The sequence below is a fragment of the uncultured Subdoligranulum sp. genome (assembly GCF_937890665.1).
In genome coordinates, this window is record NZ_CALADU010000267.1 from 1 (window position 1) to 18,698 (window position 18,698).

General features: G+C 48.9%; 15 protein-coding genes. All 15 read right to left on the minus strand.

Translation table 11 applies throughout. The annotated features are described in order from the left end of the window. Positions 1 to 2,101, minus strand: a 2,101-nt coding sequence (locus Q0526_RS14850) for a CarD family transcriptional regulator (protein ID WP_298735198.1), incomplete at its 3' end; no start/stop codon positions are given. A 273-nt stretch (positions 2,102 to 2,374) separates the two neighbouring features. Then, positions 2,375 to 3,445 (minus strand): acyltransferase family protein, encoded by a 1,071-nt coding sequence (locus Q0526_RS14855; protein ID WP_298735200.1) that lies wholly within the window; start codon positions 3,443 to 3,445, stop codon positions 2,375 to 2,377. 694 nt (positions 3,446 to 4,139) lie between these two features. Continuing rightward, complete coding sequence (locus Q0526_RS14860; protein WP_298735203.1) at positions 4,140 to 5,039, minus strand: YitT family protein; 900 nt, start codon at positions 5,037 to 5,039, stop codon at positions 4,140 to 4,142. 71 nt (positions 5,040 to 5,110) lie between these two features. After that, on the minus strand, positions 5,111 to 6,712 hold the full coding sequence (locus Q0526_RS14865; RefSeq protein ID WP_298735206.1) for a glycine betaine ABC transporter substrate-binding protein: 1,602 nt from the start codon (positions 6,710 to 6,712) through the stop codon (positions 5,111 to 5,113). After that, entirely contained in the window at positions 6,697 to 7,851 is a 1,155-nt protein-coding gene (locus Q0526_RS14870; RefSeq protein WP_298735208.1) for an ABC transporter ATP-binding protein, read from the minus strand. Before Q0526_RS14870 ends, Q0526_RS14865 begins: the two co-directional genes overlap by 16 nt. Positions 7,852 to 8,057: 206 nt before the next feature. Next, entirely contained in the window at positions 8,058 to 8,714 is a 657-nt protein-coding gene (locus Q0526_RS14875) for a hypothetical protein (protein ID WP_298735213.1), read from the minus strand. Positions 8,715 to 8,815: 101 nt separating this feature from the next. Continuing rightward, on the minus strand, positions 8,816 to 9,517 hold the full coding sequence (locus Q0526_RS14880; RefSeq protein ID WP_298735215.1) for a response regulator transcription factor: 702 nt from the start codon (positions 9,515 to 9,517) through the stop codon (positions 8,816 to 8,818). Next, on the minus strand, positions 9,510 to 12,149 hold the full coding sequence (locus tag Q0526_RS14885; protein ID WP_298735217.1) for a sensor histidine kinase KdpD: 2,640 nt from the start codon (positions 12,147 to 12,149) through the stop codon (positions 9,510 to 9,512). Before Q0526_RS14885 ends, Q0526_RS14880 begins: the two co-directional genes overlap by 8 nt. 40 nt (positions 12,150 to 12,189) lie before the next feature. After that, complete coding sequence (locus Q0526_RS14890; RefSeq protein WP_298735220.1) at positions 12,190 to 12,690, minus strand: LysR substrate-binding domain-containing protein; 501 nt, start codon at positions 12,688 to 12,690, stop codon at positions 12,190 to 12,192. Positions 12,691 to 12,724: 34 nt separating this feature from the next. Further along, positions 12,725 to 13,375, minus strand: a complete 651-nt coding sequence (locus Q0526_RS14895) for a TrkA family potassium uptake protein (RefSeq protein WP_298735223.1) — start codon at positions 13,373 to 13,375, stop codon at positions 12,725 to 12,727. A 20-nt stretch (positions 13,376 to 13,395) separates the two neighbouring features. Then, entirely contained in the window at positions 13,396 to 14,730 is a 1,335-nt protein-coding gene (locus Q0526_RS14900) for a potassium transporter TrkG (RefSeq protein ID WP_298735226.1), read from the minus strand. A gap of 159 nt (positions 14,731 to 14,889) precedes the next feature. Beyond that, complete coding sequence (locus tag Q0526_RS14905; protein WP_298735229.1) at positions 14,890 to 15,084, minus strand: hypothetical protein; 195 nt, start codon at positions 15,082 to 15,084, stop codon at positions 14,890 to 14,892. A gap of 152 nt (positions 15,085 to 15,236) precedes the next feature. Further along, positions 15,237 to 16,127, minus strand: coding sequence for a hypothetical protein (locus Q0526_RS14910; protein WP_298735232.1), 891 nt, complete (start codon positions 16,125 to 16,127; stop codon positions 15,237 to 15,239). 38 nt (positions 16,128 to 16,165) lie between these two features. Continuing rightward, positions 16,166 to 16,837 carry a potassium-transporting ATPase subunit KdpC gene (gene kdpC, locus Q0526_RS14915; RefSeq protein WP_298735235.1) on the minus strand — a complete coding sequence of 224 codons (672 nt, stop codon included), beginning with the start codon at positions 16,835 to 16,837 and terminating at the stop codon, positions 16,166 to 16,168. Between the two features lie 13 nt (positions 16,838 to 16,850). Beyond that, the coding region (gene kdpB / locus Q0526_RS14920; protein ID WP_298735237.1) for a potassium-transporting ATPase subunit KdpB at positions 16,851 to 18,698 on the minus strand (1,848 nt) is incomplete at its 5' end.

Below are 18,698 nucleotides of genomic sequence, written 5' to 3' on the forward strand. Positions count from 1 at the left end.
CCGGGTACTTCTGGAAGCGGCGCAGGGCGTTGAGGTAGTGCTGCCGGGCCAGGACGGTGGTGGGCACCAGCACCGCGGCCTGCTTGCCGTCCAGCACGCACTTCATCATGGCCCGGAAGGCCACCTCGGTCTTGCCGTAGCCCACGTCGCCGCACAGCAGCCGGTCCATGGGTACGGGAGACTCCATATCCTTTTTAATTTCCTGGATACACCGCAGCTGGTCGTCGGTCTCGGTGTACTCAAACTGCTCCTCAAACTCCCGCTGCCAGGGGGAGTCGGGGGAGAAGGCGTAACCTGGCTGGCGCTGGCGCTGGGCGTAGAGCTCGATAAGCCCCTTGGCCAGGTCCTGCACTGCCTTTTTTGCCCGGGTCTTGGCCCGTTCCCAGTCAGTGCCTCCCAGCTTGGAGAGCTTTTTCGTCTCCTGGGCGTCCTCGCCGCCGCCAATATACTTGGAAATGAGGTCCAGCTGGGTGGCGGGGACGTAGAGCACGTCGGAGCCGGCGTAGGCGATCTTCACATAGTCCTTTTCAATGCCGTCGGCGGGCATCTTCACCATGCCCACGTAGCGGCCCACGCCGTGGTGCTCGTGGACCACCAGGTCGCCGGGGGAGAGGTCGGCATAGGATTTGAGCTTCTGGCGGTTGGTGGTCTCTTTTTTTTGCCGGGGCCGCTTTTGGGGGGCGGCCTGGCCCTCGGTGATGACGGCCAGCTTCAGGTCGGGGTATTCCATACCGCCGGACAGGCCGCCCACGGTGAGCATGATCTGTCCCGGCTTGGGCAGGGTCTTGGGAGAGAACTCCACCCCGGAGTTCACCTTCTGCTCCCGCAGAAGGGTCTGAAGGTTCAGCGCCCGCTGCTCCGAGGACACCAGCACCAGTACCCCGAACCCGGCAGACTGGTAGTGGCTTAAATCCTGCACTGCCGTCTCCAGGCTGGCTCCGAAGGAGGGGAGCTGCTTGGCCATCAGGGACAGCACACACCGGGGGGGCGTGGGGTAGGTGGAGAGGGTAAAGGAGTCCAGATAGGCCACCGGCCAGTTCTCCAGCACCTGGTTGAGCTGGGCAAAGGAGCGGGACAGGTCGCCGCAGCTGCCGTCCAGCTCGCCACGCTCCAGCAGGGTCTTTACATCCTCCTCCATCTGCCACTGGTAGGTTTTGGCCCGCTCGGCCACCCGGCTGCTCTCGGAGAAGAGAACGCAGGCGTCCAGGGGCAGGTAGTCGGCGGCGGTGGCCAGGGTGGGGTAGATGAGGGGGAGGTAGCGGTCCACAGCGGGGAGGGAGCGGCCCTGCTCCAGGGCCTCCCGGTCGGCCTCCAGGGTGGCTTTCAGCTCCTTGTGGCCGTCCTTCTCCGCTTTGGCGATGCGTTTGTCCAGCAGAGCCAGCAGGCCGCCCAGACCCCCGGGGGCCAGCTGGGGTAGCGTTTCCGCGCCGGGCAGGAGGACCGCCCGGTCCAGATTCTCCGTGCGCCGCTGGGTGGCCGGGTCGAAGGAGCCCATGGCGTCCACCTCGTCACCCCAGAACTCGGCCCGGACCGGGGCGTCCATGGCGGGGGAGAACACGTCCAGGATGCCGCCTCGCAGGGCAAACTGGCCGGGACCCTCCACCTGCTGGCAGCGGGTATAGCCGGCGGCAGTGAGACAAGCGGCCAGGTCGTTGAGATTGATCTGCTGACCGGTGGCCAGTTCCAGGGTGGCCTGTTTGAGGACATCAGGAGGCAGGGTGCGCTGCTGGAGGGCCTCCACCGAGGCCACCAGGCAGGGCAGTTCGCCCTCCGACAGAGCCCACAGCAGCTTCAGTCGCCGGTGCTCCCACTGGTGGGAGACGGTGGCGGCGTTGTGGAAGGTAAACTGCCGGGCGGTGAGCACCGGCACACTCTGGCCGGTGAAGAAGGCCAGGCCCCGGGCCATGCGTTCGCACTCGCTTTCATCGGCGCACACCACTACCACCGGCCGCTCCGAGGCCGCGCCCAGGGCGGCGGCAAAGTGGGCCCGGTGTACCGCACCCAGGCCGGACACCGCCGCCGGGGACTGTCCCCCGTCCAACGCGGCCAGCAGCTGCTGGAATTCCGGCAGGTTTTGTAAAACAGAACGTAATATATTCAAAGCAAATCACTCCTAGTGACCTTATATTCCATAATATGGAAGTTATAGACGCGCCAATGCCCCCGTTTCCAGACAGAGACGGGGGGTGGTACGATTTTGCGCCCGGGGAGACTTGCCTCAAACGTCTGCCGGGGCGGGGTTTTTTGAAAGGATACCCCTATTTTACCCCAGAGAAAGGGGGTGTTACAAGGGAAATTTCGCTGCAGGCGCAGCAAAAAAGCATCCGTACTCCGGATGCTTTTTTTGCGTATGAAAAAGTTGTGAGTTGTGCGGTTATCCCTGGAGCAGGCGGCGCAGCAGGGGGATCCTGGACACGCAGGCGGCAAACAGGAAGGAGAGCAGGGCGGTCAGCACGCCCTGCAAAACCAGAGCGGCAGCCAGAGGCAGAGCGTCAGGCTGCAGATGGGTGATGACGTCCAGCACCAGAGGGTGGACCCAGTACACACCAAAGACCACCTGGGCGCACAGGCGCAGGGGCTTTTGGGCCGGGCGCAGCGCCTGGGCATGGCAGGAAAAGAAGGTGCGCACCCACACGAACAGGGCGGCGGCAATGAGATAGTGGGGGAAGGCGTAGCCGCTTTCAAAGGGGAGATAGCTCTGTTCCGGGCGGGCGTAGAGCAGATTCCCCACCAAATGCACGGCGTATCCTGCCACGCCGCCCAGATAGACCAAAAGCCGGGTCCGGCGGCTCAGCTCCTGCCGCCCCAGCAGCCAGCCCAACAGGACATACCCCACCAGTCCCTCCAGCATAGGGCCGAACAGCACAACCTGGAAGGGGAGGATTTGATTGAGGGCTGGACGGAGGGTGGAGGAGAACAGAATGATGCCAAACAGAAGCAGAATCTGCCGGGGGGTGCAGGTCTCGATCAGCCGCCGCAGGAAGGGGCAGATCAGGTAGATGCCAAGGAGCATGTAGATGTACCACATGTGGTACTTCACGCCCTGGCCCAGAAGAAGCTGCAGAAAGACCGACAGGCTGAGGGGCTGGGAGCCGGTGAGGACGGCCACGGCGAAGTAGATCCCATTCCAAACCACCAGAGGGATCAGCAGCTTAGGCAGCTGCTTTTTGTAAAAGGGCGTGATCTCTCTCAAGCGGGGATCGTCCAGCATCAGGCAGCCGCTGATCATCAAAAATAAAGGCACACCCACCCGCACCAGCGGGTCCAGCACCATGCAGGCAAGCCAGGTGTTGGTTTGCGCCAGAGTGGGGCTGACCATGATGGGGGCAGTCACATGCAGTGCGATAACAAGAAGAATGGCCAGACAGCGTAGGGCGTCCAGATAGGGGATGCGGACCTGGTTTGGAGCGCCGGGTGCCCTGGTGAGGTCGGAGCAATGATCCATGGTGGGTTCCTCCTGTTGCCAGCAGAGTGGACCGTGCCGGTACAGCCGCTGGAGATTTGTCCCTATTTTACCCGGGGCAGAGGGGGATTGCAAGGCAGAGCGGGGGTTTTTAAGCAGATCCTAAGAAAAACAAAAAAGCACGGAAACAAGTTGTTTCCGTGCTTATCTGGTGGACGATACAGGACTTGAACCTGTGACCTCCCGCACGTCAATGCAAAAATTTTATTTTTTCTAATCTTTTTGCGTAGTTTCTAGGCATTTCTATTCCGAACAAATTGCTTTCCAGCACTTTTGAATCGCAGGATTTCCGATGGTTCCGGCTCCGTCTGTGGCTGGTTGTGTGGTCAACCGCAGAAACATGTTACATGTTTGCCCTTTCAAAATAAATGTGTTTTTCCGCCCGCACCATGATATTTTAATACAGTGTTATCAAAGATAAGGAATTTCACTTTTAACCGATTATCAAATAGCTCGATTGACAGAGCAGAAATAATGTACACTCAAGAACCACTACAAACATTTCTCCAGAAATGCTTACATTACAAATACTCATCTTCTTCCAGCGTGGCAACATACCGTCCGCCATTTTTTCACCACGCTTTTTTGAAAAAGACTTCTTTATCAGTAGAGATTTATTTCTTCTGGCCAACTATGCTCATTGAACAGTAAAAAACACCCGCACTTTTCTATCGAATCAGGCCCAGAGACGCTTTCTGAAGTTGCCCAGCACAGATGTGTCCTCGCTCATAATTACAAATACATTGGGATCATACACCTTTAGAATTTTTCTCAGAGCAAAAGCTTCTTTTTTTGAAACTACGGTAAGTACAATATCAGACGGTTCCTTGCTATAGGCACCGCTACCCACCCACTTGGTTACTCCCCGTCCCACATATTGAAACACTAGTTGCTCCATATCCTGGGATTTTGTAATAATCAGCATAGTCACGGTGACATTTTGCAGATGCATCCTATCCAATGTTAGATAGGTAACCGCACCGAAAATGACACTGTAAACCACAATATTTTGTTCAAAGAAAAATAACCCTATGCTATAAACCACCACATTAATTAGCATGGCAATACGCCCCACACTAAAGTCGGCTTTTTGTTGCATGCAAAGCAATCCCAATATTTCCTCCCCACCCCCAGAACAGCCAGCAGTCAGCGGAAGGCCCGCACCAATGCCGCACAGAATTCCGCCTATAAAACAGGCTGCAAACATTTCCTCAAAAATACTCTTTTCAGGAATAGGAATCAAGGCGAGAAACACACTATAAGAGACAATACAAAGAGCGGTTTTAGTAAAGAACCAGCGTCCAAACTTTGAAAAAGATACAATCAACAGTGGAACATTTAATAAAAAATATAGGATACCCGCAAAATCTCCTACTTGATGAATTCCAGGAAACGAAAAGGCCAAAAGCATTCTCAAAAGCTGGGCAATGCCCAGAAACCCTCCACTATACATGGCGTGTGGCAGGACAATCCAGTTCATAGAAGCGGAGAAAAGAAAAGTACCCATCAGGATCAGTAAAATATCCTGAATCGGATGTCCCCGCCGCAGATGTTCTAACTCAGGTTTTATATTCATAAGATTTCATCCTTACGGTTTAAAGGGAGCAGTTCTGCCATATAAGCAGAACCGCCCCCCTTTTCTAAATTTCATGCAACAGGTACAAGATCATTTTCCACCAGGAAATGGTGAGCAACCTCAGAGGCTGTCATACCATCGATGTCAACTTGGGCGTTCATAGCAGCCATGGTCTTGTCATCAATCTTACCGTCCATGCGAGAGAGAACTTCCTGCAGTTCCGGATCTGCCTGTAACAGATCCGCATCTACAAAGTTTACCGCATAGTAGGGAGGGAAAAAAGAAATATCATCTTCCAACATGGTAAGCCCCAACTTAGAGAGCAAGGCATCCGTTGCAAACGCATCCACTACATCTACTTCGTTGTTATCGATTGCCGTATAGCGTAGGCTAGCATCCAACCCTTTGACATCCTTAAATTTTGCACCGTAGTCCTTTTCCAAAAGTGGCAGACAGTCCTCCCGCTGGATGAACTCTACCGTGCATCCAAGACTTAACTCAGGAGATTTTTCCAGTAACTGTGACAAAGTAGATATACCGTATCGTTCCGCAGTCTCCGGTTTCACGCTCATCACATAGGTGTTATTAAACCCCAAGGGTTTAGAAGTTACTATGCCATGTTCCTCCAACATCATGTCATGCACCTTATTCCAAACCGCATTTGGATCTGTGTCCACAGGCTGCCCCAAAAGGTTCATTAATGCAGTGCCGGTATACTCTACAAACATGTCAATACCGCCGCTCTCCAAAGAGCTAAAGCAGACGGATGCACCCGCAAGCCCAAATCGCTGTTCTACATGATAGTCAGTATTGGATTCGATCAGTTCTGTGTAAATCTCGCCTAGAATTTGTACCTCAGTATAATTAGAGGTACCTACTACAATTGTCTTATCACTCGTTCCACTGGGGCGAATGATAAAACCATACGAAAAGACGGATGCCACCACCAGGGCACTGCATAGAAGTGCAGCAACAGCCTTTTTTCTCAGACGGATCTTCGGAGGTTGGTTCTTAATTTCGTTCTGAGGCAGTAGTCCTTCACTGGTAAAAGCTCGCTCTACCCGCCCCAAGAGATAGTCCAGCGCCAGTGCCATCACCGCTGCAGCCACAGCTCCCATGACTGTCATTGGGTAGTTTTGTGAGTTCATGCCCAGCATAATGAACCAGCCAAGCCCTTTCGCTCCGGCGAAGGCCGCGATAGTCATCGTACTAACCGCCCCCACAGCAGCAATGCGGATACCAGACATAATGTATGGCATAGCCATAGGCAGTTTTACCCGGCGTAATTGCTGCATCCGATTTAGCCCAATCCCCCGCGCAACCTCTACGGAAACAGGTGAAATACTAGAAATACCAGTGTATGTACTTTTCAGAATAGGAAGAAACGCATAAACAAATACCATAAAAATGGCAAGAGTCTCCCCCACATGCAAAATGGGAATTCCCAGTGCCAGTAATGCCATACAAGGAATCGATTGCATAATATTGGCAAAGCCAATGATAATTTTTGAGAGCAACTTACTGTGGGTAATGAGAATACCAAGTGGAACGGCCAGGAGGAGGGCAAAAATCACCGCAAAACTAGTCATCGCCAGATGTCGAAGAAACTCAGTGACTAAATTATCCCATTCCTTCGCATAAATTGTAATATAGTCAATCAATTGGTAGGACATATAACGCCGCTCCTCTCTCCCTCACTACGCTCAGGAACAAACTGCTTGCTCATAGTCGCAAGCAGGCTACTCTTAGTCAGGTATCCCAGTAAAACACCGCTATGGCTGATCACGGGAATCACACCGGACACACCATAGTCAATGGTGGAAATGATTTCCTTGAGGGATGTTTCGCCTTCTACTGCAATATAATCATCTGTAAGATATGTCTCAACTACATCAGACCCCTGCTTTCCAATAAGGTCCTCTAAACGTACAAGCCCCAAAAGCATATGTTTCTTGTCCACCACCAGAAGGCTGTCAACTCCATTGTGCCGCATAATCTGCATCGCTTGAATGACAGTCCGCCCCTCCACAATACAAATTGGGTGCAGGCGCATAATATCTGCCGCTCGGATATAGTTCGGGTTGGCCCACAGGCGGTTTGCTCCAATAAACTCCATTACATATTGATTTGCAGGGTGCTTTAAAATGTTTTCTGGGGTATCGCACTGTACAATCCTGCCATTTTGAATCATGCAGATCCGATCTGCCAGCTTGATCGCTTCATCCATGTCGTGGGTAACAAATACAACTGTCTTTTTGTCCTTGGCGTGAAGATAGTGAATCTCGTTTTGCAGTTCACTACGTGTCACCGGATCCAGCGCAGAAAAGGGTTCATCCATCAAAACAATGGGGGGATCAGCCGCAAATGCCCGAGCAATTCCCACTCGTTGTTGCTGCCCACCAGACAATTGGGAAGGATACTGATTTCGGTAGATATCTGGATCGAGATTTACCATCCGCAGCATCTGATCCACCCGTTCCTGAATCTCCCCTTTTGACATCCGGGCGATCTGCATAGTAAGAGCAATGTTTTCCTCCACAGTCATGTGCGGAAACAATCCGCCGGACTGTACCACATAGCCCACCATTTTGGGAAGATCCTGCACCGTAACATCCTTTACCGGTATGCCATTAATAGATAGAGAACCGCTTTTTAGCGGAAGCAGCTTGTTTATACTTTTGAGCAAAGTTGTTTTCCCACAGCCACTAGAGCCGATTAGCACAAAAAATTCTCCGTCCTCAATCTTTAGAGTAACATCATTTAGAACCGGCCTATCTTTATATGCAATCCGGACTTTATCAAATACAATCATACAACATCCGCCTTTCTTTGAAGGTAGGACGATTGTATAGCCTTTTCCTTAAAGATTGCACTATTATCCGCGATTTTTTATTAAGATACTGTAAATCATGCCTGTATACTTCTGATATAAAACAAAAGTATTGACCCGCTGGGAATAAACTCTCCTGGCAGGCCAACACTTTTGTTTTCGTTCAAAATAATCTTTTGGAACATCAACTAGTTTGTTTGAGTATTTAATTTCAATGGAATCCTGATCTCTTCATCATCGTACTGTATCAGCAGAAAACTTTCCTCTAATGGCGGAACAAACATACCTGTAGCATAACTTCCACTAAGTGTATTATTCGAGGAATACCACGGAGTTTCTATGCTATTAATGTCCTTCCCTCCTGCCAAGAGAACGGTTCCCTCAGCAGATATTAACTGATAGAAAATACTGTCACTTTCCGTATAAATTGTTTCTTCCCCCAAATATTGTCCCATCATAGTCGTAATGTAAACAGGGTTAGAAGAAACATCTGCAATCTGCTCATCGTATTTTTTACAGAATTGCTCATAATACTCTTCCGTTACATGATGTTTTTCGTAATCAATCTCTGTAACCGCTTTGTTCTCCTGGAGCATTGTAGCCATCCATTCTTTTTCCTCATCGGTTGCTTGCCGAACCTGCAACACAATTTTCCAGTTCTCCTGCTCTCCAGAAAGCGTATAAGGCACTTTTTCTGCCGCCGTCTCGCTTACTCTCCAATGAAAATCTTGTTTCTCCAAAGGAATGTTCAATCTGTCAGTCTCATCTTCTCCAAAAGAACATGCTGCAAGCCCTGTTAGCAGCAATAAAATTATATAGAAAATAATCCTTTGTATTTTCAACATAAAATGGCCTCTTTCCGTCCGTATCGCATTGAGCATACATTCTCTGTCCCAATGCTGATTTTGCACATAATACAGGCGGTCTAAAGAACTTTTGTAATGTATTATTCTACTTTCATCATACGATAACCAACACCAATGTGCGTTTGAATATACTGCGGTGAACCAGGTCCTTTTTCCAGCTTCTTACGAAGTGTTGCCATAAACACGCGAAGAGAGGCCACATCATTTTCCCAGCTTCGGCCCCAAATCTGTTGTGTAATAAATGTGTGGGTTAGTACTTTTCCAACATTTTTGCACAGCAAGCACAGCAGCTTATACTCACTGGGAGTCAGGTGGAGCTCCTGTCCATCCAAAAATGCACATCCAGCCGCATAGTCCACTTTCAGCTTCCCGTTTGTAAATACTGCTTCTATATTTGCTGCTCCGACCTGAATCTCTGCTAATCGTCTTTGTGTCACGCGAAGCCGTGCCAGTAGTTCTTCCACTGAAAATGGCTTTGTCAGGTAATCATCTGCACCGGCGTCCAATGCTTCAATCTTATCAGTATCCTCACTTCGGGCACTAATTACAATGATGGGCAAATTTGACCAGGAACGAACTTTGTGGATGACCTCCACCCCATCTATATCCGGCAACCCAAGATCCAGCAAAATGATATCCGGATTATGAGAGGATGCTTCCAAAACAGCAGATTCTCCGTTTGCCGCTGTCAGAAATCGGTAATCATGGGCTTTTAATGTGGTCGTAATTAAGTTGCGGACCGGTGTATCATCCTCTACCACTAAAATCAATGGTTTATTCATGCAACTCTACCTCCCCAGTTGGTACAGAAAACGTAAATATGGATCCATGAGGCAAGAGATCTGTTACAATCATTTCTCCTCCATGCGCATTGATAATTGATTTGCATAAGGCCAACCCGAGCCCCATACTGCGGCGACTGTCGGCAATCTGATTAGACGCACTGTAAAACATATCAAAAATATGTGGTTTGGCCTGATCCGAAATTCCAGGACCGTTATCTGTCACAGAAACATAAACAAAGTTTCCTTTTTTCCGCCATTCTATGTTAATTTCAGATCCTGGCGGCGTATACTTGATTGCGTTATCCACAATATTGATGATGACCTGAATGATTAGCTTCGCATCTACCTGTACTAAGAGATACTCTTCGCTACTTTGTACATTTATATGGTATTCTATGCTCTTGCGGTTAATATGTCGAAGTGCTTCCGAAACAATTTCATCGATTAGTTCTGTCGATATATGTAGGTTCATCCGCCCGTCTTCCAGGCGACTGACTGATAACAGATTTTCCACCAGATTAATGAGCCACATAGCATCATCATAAATATCGGTATACATCTGTTCCTTCGTCTTCTCATCAAACAGATTTCCATTGGAAAGCAGATTGCTGGCATTTCCTAAAATAGATGTAAGTGGTGTACGTAGATCATGCGAAATCGAACGCAGCAAGTTGGCACGCAGCTGTTCATTTTTCGCCAATACGGCAGCCGCTTCTTTTTCCTCCAGGTTTTTCTGATTTTCAAGGGCAAGCGCGCATTCTCCCAGGACAGAAAAGAGAATACTTGTTTCAAAGGAATCCAATGGCTTGTCCAATGCAGCAATCCCTACGACCCCATATACCTGCTTACCCGTGCGGACCGACAGATAGGTGCAGCAAGCATCGGAAAGGGTGTCCGTTCCCGCTCCCGCCCGTTTATTGTTTGTAAGGACCCACCTTGCTACATCCTGCTCCTTCTGCGTCGTGTAGCTGTCAGCGGACTTGGCTTCATCCAAAAGAAATACTTCCGGATCCATCAATTTTTCTTGCTTGACACGATATGCCACGATATCCCGCTGAAAAATTTTCAGCAGCTGCCTTGCCGTAACAGAAATAATTTCTTCCTGATTTCGTGCCTTTTGAAGATTCTGGTCCGTTTCAAACAACAGCTTTGTACGCCACGCCACTTGGGCAGAACGTTTGGCATGAGACTTTAGTCTAGAGGCCAACGAACCAGTAATCAATGAAGCAAGGAACATGATCAGAAATGTAACCGGATAGCCGCTATCGTAGGCGTGCAGAGAAAACCTTGGCTCCGTAAAAAAGAAGTTAAATGTCAACACACTGACAATAGATGCAATAAAACTACAGATAGGACTTTTCGTTGACACAGAAACCAACATAACACCTAAAATATAAAGGGTAATAATATTGGCTTCCGTAAAGCCCCAATTGTAAAATAAAAAACCAATTACAGTAGTTAAGATGAGAATCAATACACTTTTCGCTAAATCTATCACAGATACCGCCTGCATGTGCATGATTTCCCAGTGTTTAGCAGAAAAATGCTTATTTAATCCATTATCCGGAATGATATGAATATCCAATTCAGGAGTCAGCTCGATCAATCGTTCTGTTAAAGATGCCTTTCCCAGCCATGGGCGCGGCATTCCGCTGCGGCCAAGCACAATCTTTGTCACTCCAGATAATCGTGAAAATTCCGCAATCTGATATGCCACGTCATCTCCATAAACCGTCTCAACCGATGCGCCCAACTGCTGTGCCAGATGAATATTGGACTGAAGCCGCTCTTTATCTACCGGAGTGATCCACTGGAACTCTTTCGTTTCCACAAACAATGCAGTAAAGCCGCATCGAAACGCACTCGCCATTCGAGCAGCTGTACGTATAATCTTCTCATTAGAAGGAGCAGAAGAAAGGCACACCAGAATGTGCTCATGGGTACGGTACCCTGTTTGACTGTGATTGACCTGGGTGTACAAAGCCGCCCGATCGGCGCAGCGGCGCAGCCCTACTTCACGCAGGGCGCTTAATTGGGATAATGAGCAGTTGGAAAGCAAGGCTCCCTTCTTTTGCTGCAACAGCCGCTGCTGCAGCCGTTCCGGCTCAACATCAACAAACTCCACCTGTGCTGCCCGGTCAAACACGTGATCTGGAATGCGTTCCAAAATAGGCACTCTCAAGATCGAGAACACAGAATCCTGAATGCTTTCAACATGTTGAATGTCCAGCGTTGTATAAATGTCTACTCCCGCTTTTAGTAACTCCGCTATGTCTTGATATCGCTTTCTGTGGCGAGAATCATCCGCATTTCTATGTGAAAGCTCATCAATAACAATAAGTTGCGGCTGTCTTCTCAAACAGGCATCCAAGTCTATTTCATAGCCTTTTTGCCCGCTTTGCCGCACCATCTTACTGGGAACTTTCTCAAAAATGTCTGCCAATTTTTTTGTCTCGGGCCACTGCTCTGAGGGACCCACACCAATTACTACATCTACCCCGTCTGCCTTAGCCTTTTCCGCCGCTTTCATCATAGCGAAGCTTTTTCCTGCACCAGAAAAATAACTTGCAAAAATAGTAAGTCTTCCTTGTTTTTTCACCATAGTTCCTATTTGTTTATCTGTAGTCATTACAGTCCCTCCTTTCAAGGCAATATATTATAGCATAGTACTACATACCCTGTCCGCAAAGCCTCTCGACAAATTCCATGGTAAACGATCGGTGATCTTGATTTTTCCATACAACAAATTGATCTTGCATTGCCGCATGAACAGATGTTATTTTTACACCATCCTCATTAATAAACGGCTGTGTTTGGAGTATAACCTTCCTTTGTCGGACTTCTTCATTATTTTCTACATTGGAATGTATGATTACTACGTCCACATTTCCTGCACGCAAAGCATGGAGCAACTCGGGTTCTTCACCCATTAAAACCGTACAATGCAAATGGGGGTGTTGTTTTTTTATATCCTTTAGCACTTTGGACCCTATCTGCATCGACCAAACATCTGCAGTCGCAATATTTAGACAATCCTGTTTTTCCTGTTGATTATATTCTGCATCAATATATACTTGGTTGTTATCCAAAAAATCTCCAAGTTTGGAAATGGCATAATAGCCCAATGCCGCGAACGCCAAAAATCCTCCCACCAAAACAAGTGCTTCCATCCATACCACTTCCTCTCTCAACTTTGTACAGACGCTATATATGAAAACATTTTTGAATGTCCCGCTGAGTTCCCAAGACCAAAATCGTACTGTGCTCAGGCAAGAATGTATCTGGTGTAATAACCGTCATAGCAAACTTTCCGTTCTGCTTTACTGCCATGATGTTAACATTGTACCGTCTCCTTACATCCAGCTGCCCAATGGTCTTTCCTACCCAGTCTTCTGGCACTTCAATTTCAAAAATAGCGTGATCATCCCCTAACGCAATATAATCAGAAATATGGTCTGAACTATAACGAATTGCAGTCCAAACGGCCATCTGCTTCTCTGGGTATACCACTTCATCGGCTCCATTGCGCAGTAGAAACTTCGCCTGCACATCTCGAGCAGCCCTTGCCACTACTTTTTTTGCGCCCAATTCTTTTAGAAGAGAAGCGGTCTCCAGAGAACTCTGAAAGTTATCTCCGATGGCCACGATACATACATCAAAATTACGAACGCCAATAGCAGTGAGGAATTCCTCACTGGTGCTATCTCCGATTTGAGCATTGGTAACAAACGGAAGAATTGCATTAACTCTATCTTCATCTTTGTCGACAGCCATAACCTGATGATTCAATTCATTTAACTTCATAGCAATATGGCGTCCAAAGCGCCCTAATCCAATCAATAAAATAGTTTTCATAAATCCTCCATTGTAGTACATTATCCAACTGTAATTCGTTCTTGTGGTAGTCTGGCACTGTTTCCTTGGAAATTAGAAAGGGCCGCAAATATGAGCGTTAACCCTCCTACTCGTCCAAAAAACATCAATCCAATTAATATTAGGTGCGAGATCCAATTGAGCTGTGGTGTAATTCCAAGTGAAAGCCCTACTGTTCCGATAGCAGAAGCCGTTTCAAATAAGCAAGTCAGGATAGGCAAGTTTTCTACCTTACTGATCACAAGCCCTCCAGTTAAAAACAAAATCAGGTACATCATCAAAACAGTTGCGGCCTGAGATACTGTCTCATTTGAAACCCGTCTGTTAAAAAAGTGGGGGTTCTCTCGGCGGCGAAAAACGGCAAGAGAACTAGCCAATAGGACTGCCAAAGTCGTGGTTTTCATTCCGCCTGCGGTAGATCCGGGTGAACCGCCAATCAGCATTAAAATGGTAGTAATAGATTGTCCGGTCTCGCTCATGGCAGTTAAATCCGCAGTATTAAAGCCTGCGGTTCTAGGGGTAACCGCCTGGAAAAAAGACAACAGCAGTCTTTCCCCTAACGGGGCCTCAGAAAATTCAAAAAAGAAAAAATACACAGCGGGCACCAAAATTAAGGTCCCCGTCACGGTAAGAATTACTTTGCTCTGCATTCGATATTTGTGGAAATGAATCCAGTTTGCACGAATGTCTTCCCAGGTTAAAAAGCCTATGCCACCAATCACAATTAGTAACGCGATCACGATGGAAATGACAGGATTGCTCGCATAATCGGTCAGAGAAGAAAACGGGGTTTTTACCCCCATTAAATCAAATCCTGCATTACAAAAGGCAGAAATGGAATGAAATAGTGAATACCACGCTCCCTTTAAAAGTCCAAACTCACGGAAAAACACCGGAAACAGCAGCGCTGCTCCCAGCAGCTCTACCGCCAGAGCCGTTTTTAGAATAAACCCGGTCAGCCGTACGATTCCTCCCACATTGGGCGCCGCAATCGCTTCCTGCATGGTGCTTCGCTGCATCAGTCCTATCTTTCTGCCCGACAGGATAGCAAATGCACCTGCTACAGTCACAACTCCCAGCCCACCAATCTGGATCAGCAAAATAATGACAGACTGCCCAAAATTGGACCAATAAGTGGCAGTATCATGGATCACTAATCCAGTAACACAAACTGCAGATGTTGAAGTAAACAGAGCATCTAAAAAGGGTGTGCAAATCCCTGCTTTTGTTGATATGGGAAGCATTAGTAACAAACTTCCCACTAAAATGACCAACAGAAAGCCAAATATAATAATCCGGAATGGGGACTTATTGTTTTTATGTAAAAGCTGCCACATAAGTCTCCTCCTCTTAATACATCTTTGTCTTTTCTTTATGCTTTCATTATCCACAGATCATATAAAAGAGGTATTAACGTATTTAGGCATATATTAAGGCGGCATTAAGATGCCGCCTTTTTAACATTAATTGAACATATCCTGGATTACCTGTTTATATTAGAGCCATCCGCATACAAGTGCCATTGGAAAAATAACGATGGTCGTACAGGCACACACCGCGGCTAAAGTAAAGATAGGCATTCCAATAAACATTATTAAAAAGCCCCAAACTCTGTGGTGGAACATAAACCGTTCCATCGAGGCATCCATTTTCTTTTCAAAATGAGAGACACGTTTGAGCAAGGTAAGCATATCTGTCCCCTCCTTATGCCACTATCATAGCGCATAGGAACTAAAATTGGGAAAAAGATTACACGCACAAGCTTAAGAAAAAATAAAAGCTCACCGGCTTTCCTGAAATATGCAGGTAAGCCGGTGGGCTCGTGTTTATTGAATGGATTGCGTCATTGATTGAGTGGAAACAAAACTTTCATCAAAACATGTTCAGCTGCACTGGGATGATTTACACCAAAATAAAGGCGTTCTCCGTTACAGTTCAACAGTTCAAACTGATTTCCGCAACAAGAAAATCGAATGCCCAGCTCATCTAGTACCTGGTAAAGGGCCAACTGCCACTCAATCCAGTTTGGTACCCCGTGTCTCGGTAGCATATCTTTGATCCACTCAAATTCTGGCGGCGAAAGATGCTTTGCCAAAAACAATTTCCACAATGTTTGCTTTTGATTGAGTGCAAGTCCGGTCAAACATGCCTCGGGGCACTCCTGCACAATTTCCTGTGAAAAAGATACGTAACAGAAGGAAAGTGTACGGTCCATTTGAGCTAGCTTCTGCTCCTCCAGAAAATCACTATAGCTCCAATCCAGCGCCACAACCTGATTCTCTTCATCCTCTGCCGCCGATAACAGCAATGCCATTGCTTCCGCCGCCAAAGCGTTTGGAAATGTTATGCAAATATAAAAATCACAAAGCTCATCATACCAAACTCCGGAAATATTCCTCTGTTTCAGCGTATATTTGCCATCTATCTGCACAAACGAAAGCTCAACCAATTCATCTCTGTCCGACATTCCAAACACCTGTACAGGCCATGTCGAAGCGACCTTATAAATCAGTGGTCCAAATGTCTGTGCAAATTCCAAGACAGGGACAGATTGGACCTCATATCCAAATTGGACCTGCATCTGTCCTTGTTGACAAGCCACCTTGTGGGACTGTCCAAACCAATCACGCAGAGCGCTTGCTAAGGAGAGCAGAAGCCACGCTGGTGTATCATCTTCGACAGGCAGCAATGTTTCAAACCCACGCTCCAGTGTCTTCTCATAATGAAATTGCATTTCGTTCGCCTCCAATTAGGGGACTCAGAAAGCTACCCTTATTTTGTTGTCTGGCTTACCAGGCCCATGGCCTTTGCGATGTCCAGATTTACGCCCAGCACATTGACGGTCTCTTCCCCGAAAACACCCAGCAGCTTGCCGGTGGTGTTGTCGGCCACAATCTGGCTGAGCTCCTCCTCGCTCAGGCCGGAGGCCTGGGCCAGGGCGGGGATCTGAATCTGAGCACTCTCAGGAGAGACATGGGGATCCAGACCAGATCCGGAGGCAGTCATCAGGTCGGCAGGGATATCCTCCCGCTTCACGCCGGGATTTGCCGCCAAGAACTCTTCAATGTCGGCCTCCACCCGCTCAGTCAGGGCAGGGTTGGACGGAGCATAGTTGTTGTTGCCGGAAGCCAAACCGGCAAACTCTGTACCGTCATTATAGAACTGGTTACCTTCCTCATCCTCGTAATAAGTATTGTAATTGTAAGCAGAAGGGCGGCATTTCATGAAATAAGGCTCTGTAAAGTCCTGGCCCACATTGGCAGCACCTACCGGTTCCCCATCTGCAGTCACCAGACTACCCTTGGCCTGGCCGGGGAAAATAACCGCAGACAGACCACTGAGCACTACTGGGAATGCAAAGCCACACAGCAGCAACAGGATCAATGTCACAACCACAGACTGGCGGACCCAGTGCATTGTGGTCTGTTTATTTGTATCATTCATAACGGAAACCTCCTTAGACAAGGCCGATGAGGAGCGGGGCAATGATCATATCGATCAGTTTAATGCCCACAAAGGGAGTAATCACACCGCCCAAGCCATAAATCATCATGTTGCGTGCCAACATTTTTCCGGAAGACATGGGGCGGTACTTGACGCCCTTCATCGCCAGAGGGATAAGGCAGGGAATGATGATGGCGTTAAAAATCAGAGCCGACAGGATCGCGCTGTATTCCGTGGTCAGGTGCATGATATTCAGCACCCCCAGTTGGGGAATGGATGCCATAAACATAGCGGGGATAATGGCAAAGTACTTTGCGATGTCGTTGGCAATGGAGAAGGTGGTCAAGGAGCCACGGGTAATGAGCAGCTGCTTGCCAATCTCGACCACTTCCAGAATCTTTGTGGGATCGGAATCCAGATCCACCATGTTGGCCGCTTCTTTGGCAGCACTGGTGCCGGAGTTCATGGCCAGGCCCACATTGGCCTGGGCCAGAGCTGGGGCGTCGTTGGTGCCGTCGCCGGTCATAGCTACGATCTTGCCCTCAGCCTGTTCCTTCTTGATCACGCTGATCTTATCCTCAGGCTTGCACTCTGCGATAAAGCCGTCCACGCCGGCCTCCTTGGCAATGGTGGCCGCCGTCAGGGGGTTGTCGCCGGTACACATGATGGTCTTGATGCCGATGGCGCGCAGGCGCTCAAAGCGCTCCACCATACCGGGTTTTACCGTGTCCTTCAGATAGATGACGCCCAGCACCCTGTTGTTCTCGCACACTACCAACGGCGTACCGCCCAGGGAAGAAACCTCTTCCACATGGGCGTGCAGGTCGGCAGGAATCTTTCCGCCCTGCTCTTTGATATACTGTTCAATGGCGTCGGAAGCACCTTTACGCACCTTTGTACCGTCAGGCAGGTCCACACCGCTCATACGGGTCTGAGCGGTAAACTCCATAAAGGTGGAGCCGGGCTGTTCCTCGCTGGTATCACCCAGGCGGCGGGCCAGTTCCAGCGTGGACTTGCCTTCGGGGGTCTCATCGTGCAGGCTGGTGAGGGCCGCACAGCGAATGAGATCGCTGCGAGCAGCTCCTTCCACAGGAAAGAAATCCGCAGCCAGGCGGTTACCAAAGGTGATGGTGCCCGTCTTATCCAAGATCATGGTGTCCACATCGCCGCAAGCCTCCACAGCCTTACCGGACATAGCGATCACATTAAAACGGGTCACACGGTCCATACCGGCAATGCCGATGGCGGAGAGCAGGCCGCCAATCGTAGTCGGAATCAAACAAACCATCAACGCAATCAGCGTAGAAACGGGCAGCTGCACACCACTGTAAATACCAATGGGGTACAGAGTCACAATTACAATCAGGAAAATGATGGTCAGAGAAACCAGCAGTGTATTCAGGGCAATCTCATTGGGAGTCTTTTTCCGGGAAGCTCCTTCAACCAAGGCGATCATCCGGTCCAGGAAGCTATTGCCCGGCTCGGAGGTAATGCGAATCTTCAGCCAGTCGGATACCACGGTGGTACCGCCGGTAACCGAGCAGAAATCGCCGCCGCTCTCACGAACCACGGGCGCAGACTCACCAGTAATGGCAGACTCATCCACGGAGGCAATGCCCTCAATGACCTCGCCGTCGCCAGGGATGACCTCGCCGGCCACCACCATGACCACATCGCCCTTTTTCAGCTGACTGGAGGAGACGATGGTCTCGTTCCCATTCTCGTCCAGCAGGTGGGCTTCGGTATCTTTCTGGGTCTTCTTCAGGCTGGCTGCCTGAGCCTTGCCGCGGCCCTCGGCCACGGACTCCGCGAAGTTAGCAAACAGCACCGTCACCAGCAGAATAATGGAAACGATCAAATT

Coding starts and splice junctions, on each gene's coding strand:
- Q0526_RS14855 (WP_298735200.1), bottom strand. CDS start 3,445: ATGGATCATTGCTCCGACCTCACCAGGGCACCCGGCGCTCCAAACCAG.
- Q0526_RS14860 (WP_298735203.1), bottom strand. CDS start 5,039: ATGAATATAAAACCTGAGTTAGAACATCTGCGGCGGGGACATCCGATT.
- Q0526_RS14865 (WP_298735206.1), bottom strand. CDS start 6,712: ATGTCCTACCAATTGATTGACTATATTACAATTTATGCGAAGGAATGG.
- Q0526_RS14870 (WP_298735208.1), bottom strand. CDS start 7,851: ATGATTGTATTTGATAAAGTCCGGATTGCATATAAAGATAGGCCGGTT.
- Q0526_RS14875 (WP_298735213.1), bottom strand. CDS start 8,714: ATGTTGAAAATACAAAGGATTATTTTCTATATAATTTTATTGCTGCTA.
- Q0526_RS14880 (WP_298735215.1), bottom strand. CDS start 9,517: ATGAATAAACCATTGATTTTAGTGGTAGAGGATGATACACCGGTCCGC.
- Q0526_RS14885 (WP_298735217.1), bottom strand. CDS start 12,149: ATGACTACAGATAAACAAATAGGAACTATGGTGAAAAAACAAGGAAGA.
- Q0526_RS14890 (WP_298735220.1), bottom strand. CDS start 12,690: ATGGAAGCACTTGTTTTGGTGGGAGGATTTTTGGCGTTCGCGGCATTG.
- Q0526_RS14895 (WP_298735223.1), bottom strand. CDS start 13,375: ATGAAAACTATTTTATTGATTGGATTAGGGCGCTTTGGACGCCATATT.
- Q0526_RS14900 (WP_298735226.1), bottom strand. CDS start 14,730: ATGTGGCAGCTTTTACATAAAAACAATAAGTCCCCATTCCGGATTATT.
- Q0526_RS14905 (WP_298735229.1), bottom strand. CDS start 15,084: ATGCTTACCTTGCTCAAACGTGTCTCTCATTTTGAAAAGAAAATGGAT.
- Q0526_RS14910 (WP_298735232.1), bottom strand. CDS start 16,127: ATGCAATTTCATTATGAGAAGACACTGGAGCGTGGGTTTGAAACATTG.
- kdpC (WP_298735235.1), bottom strand. CDS start 16,837: ATGAATGATACAAATAAACAGACCACAATGCACTGGGTCCGCCAGTCT.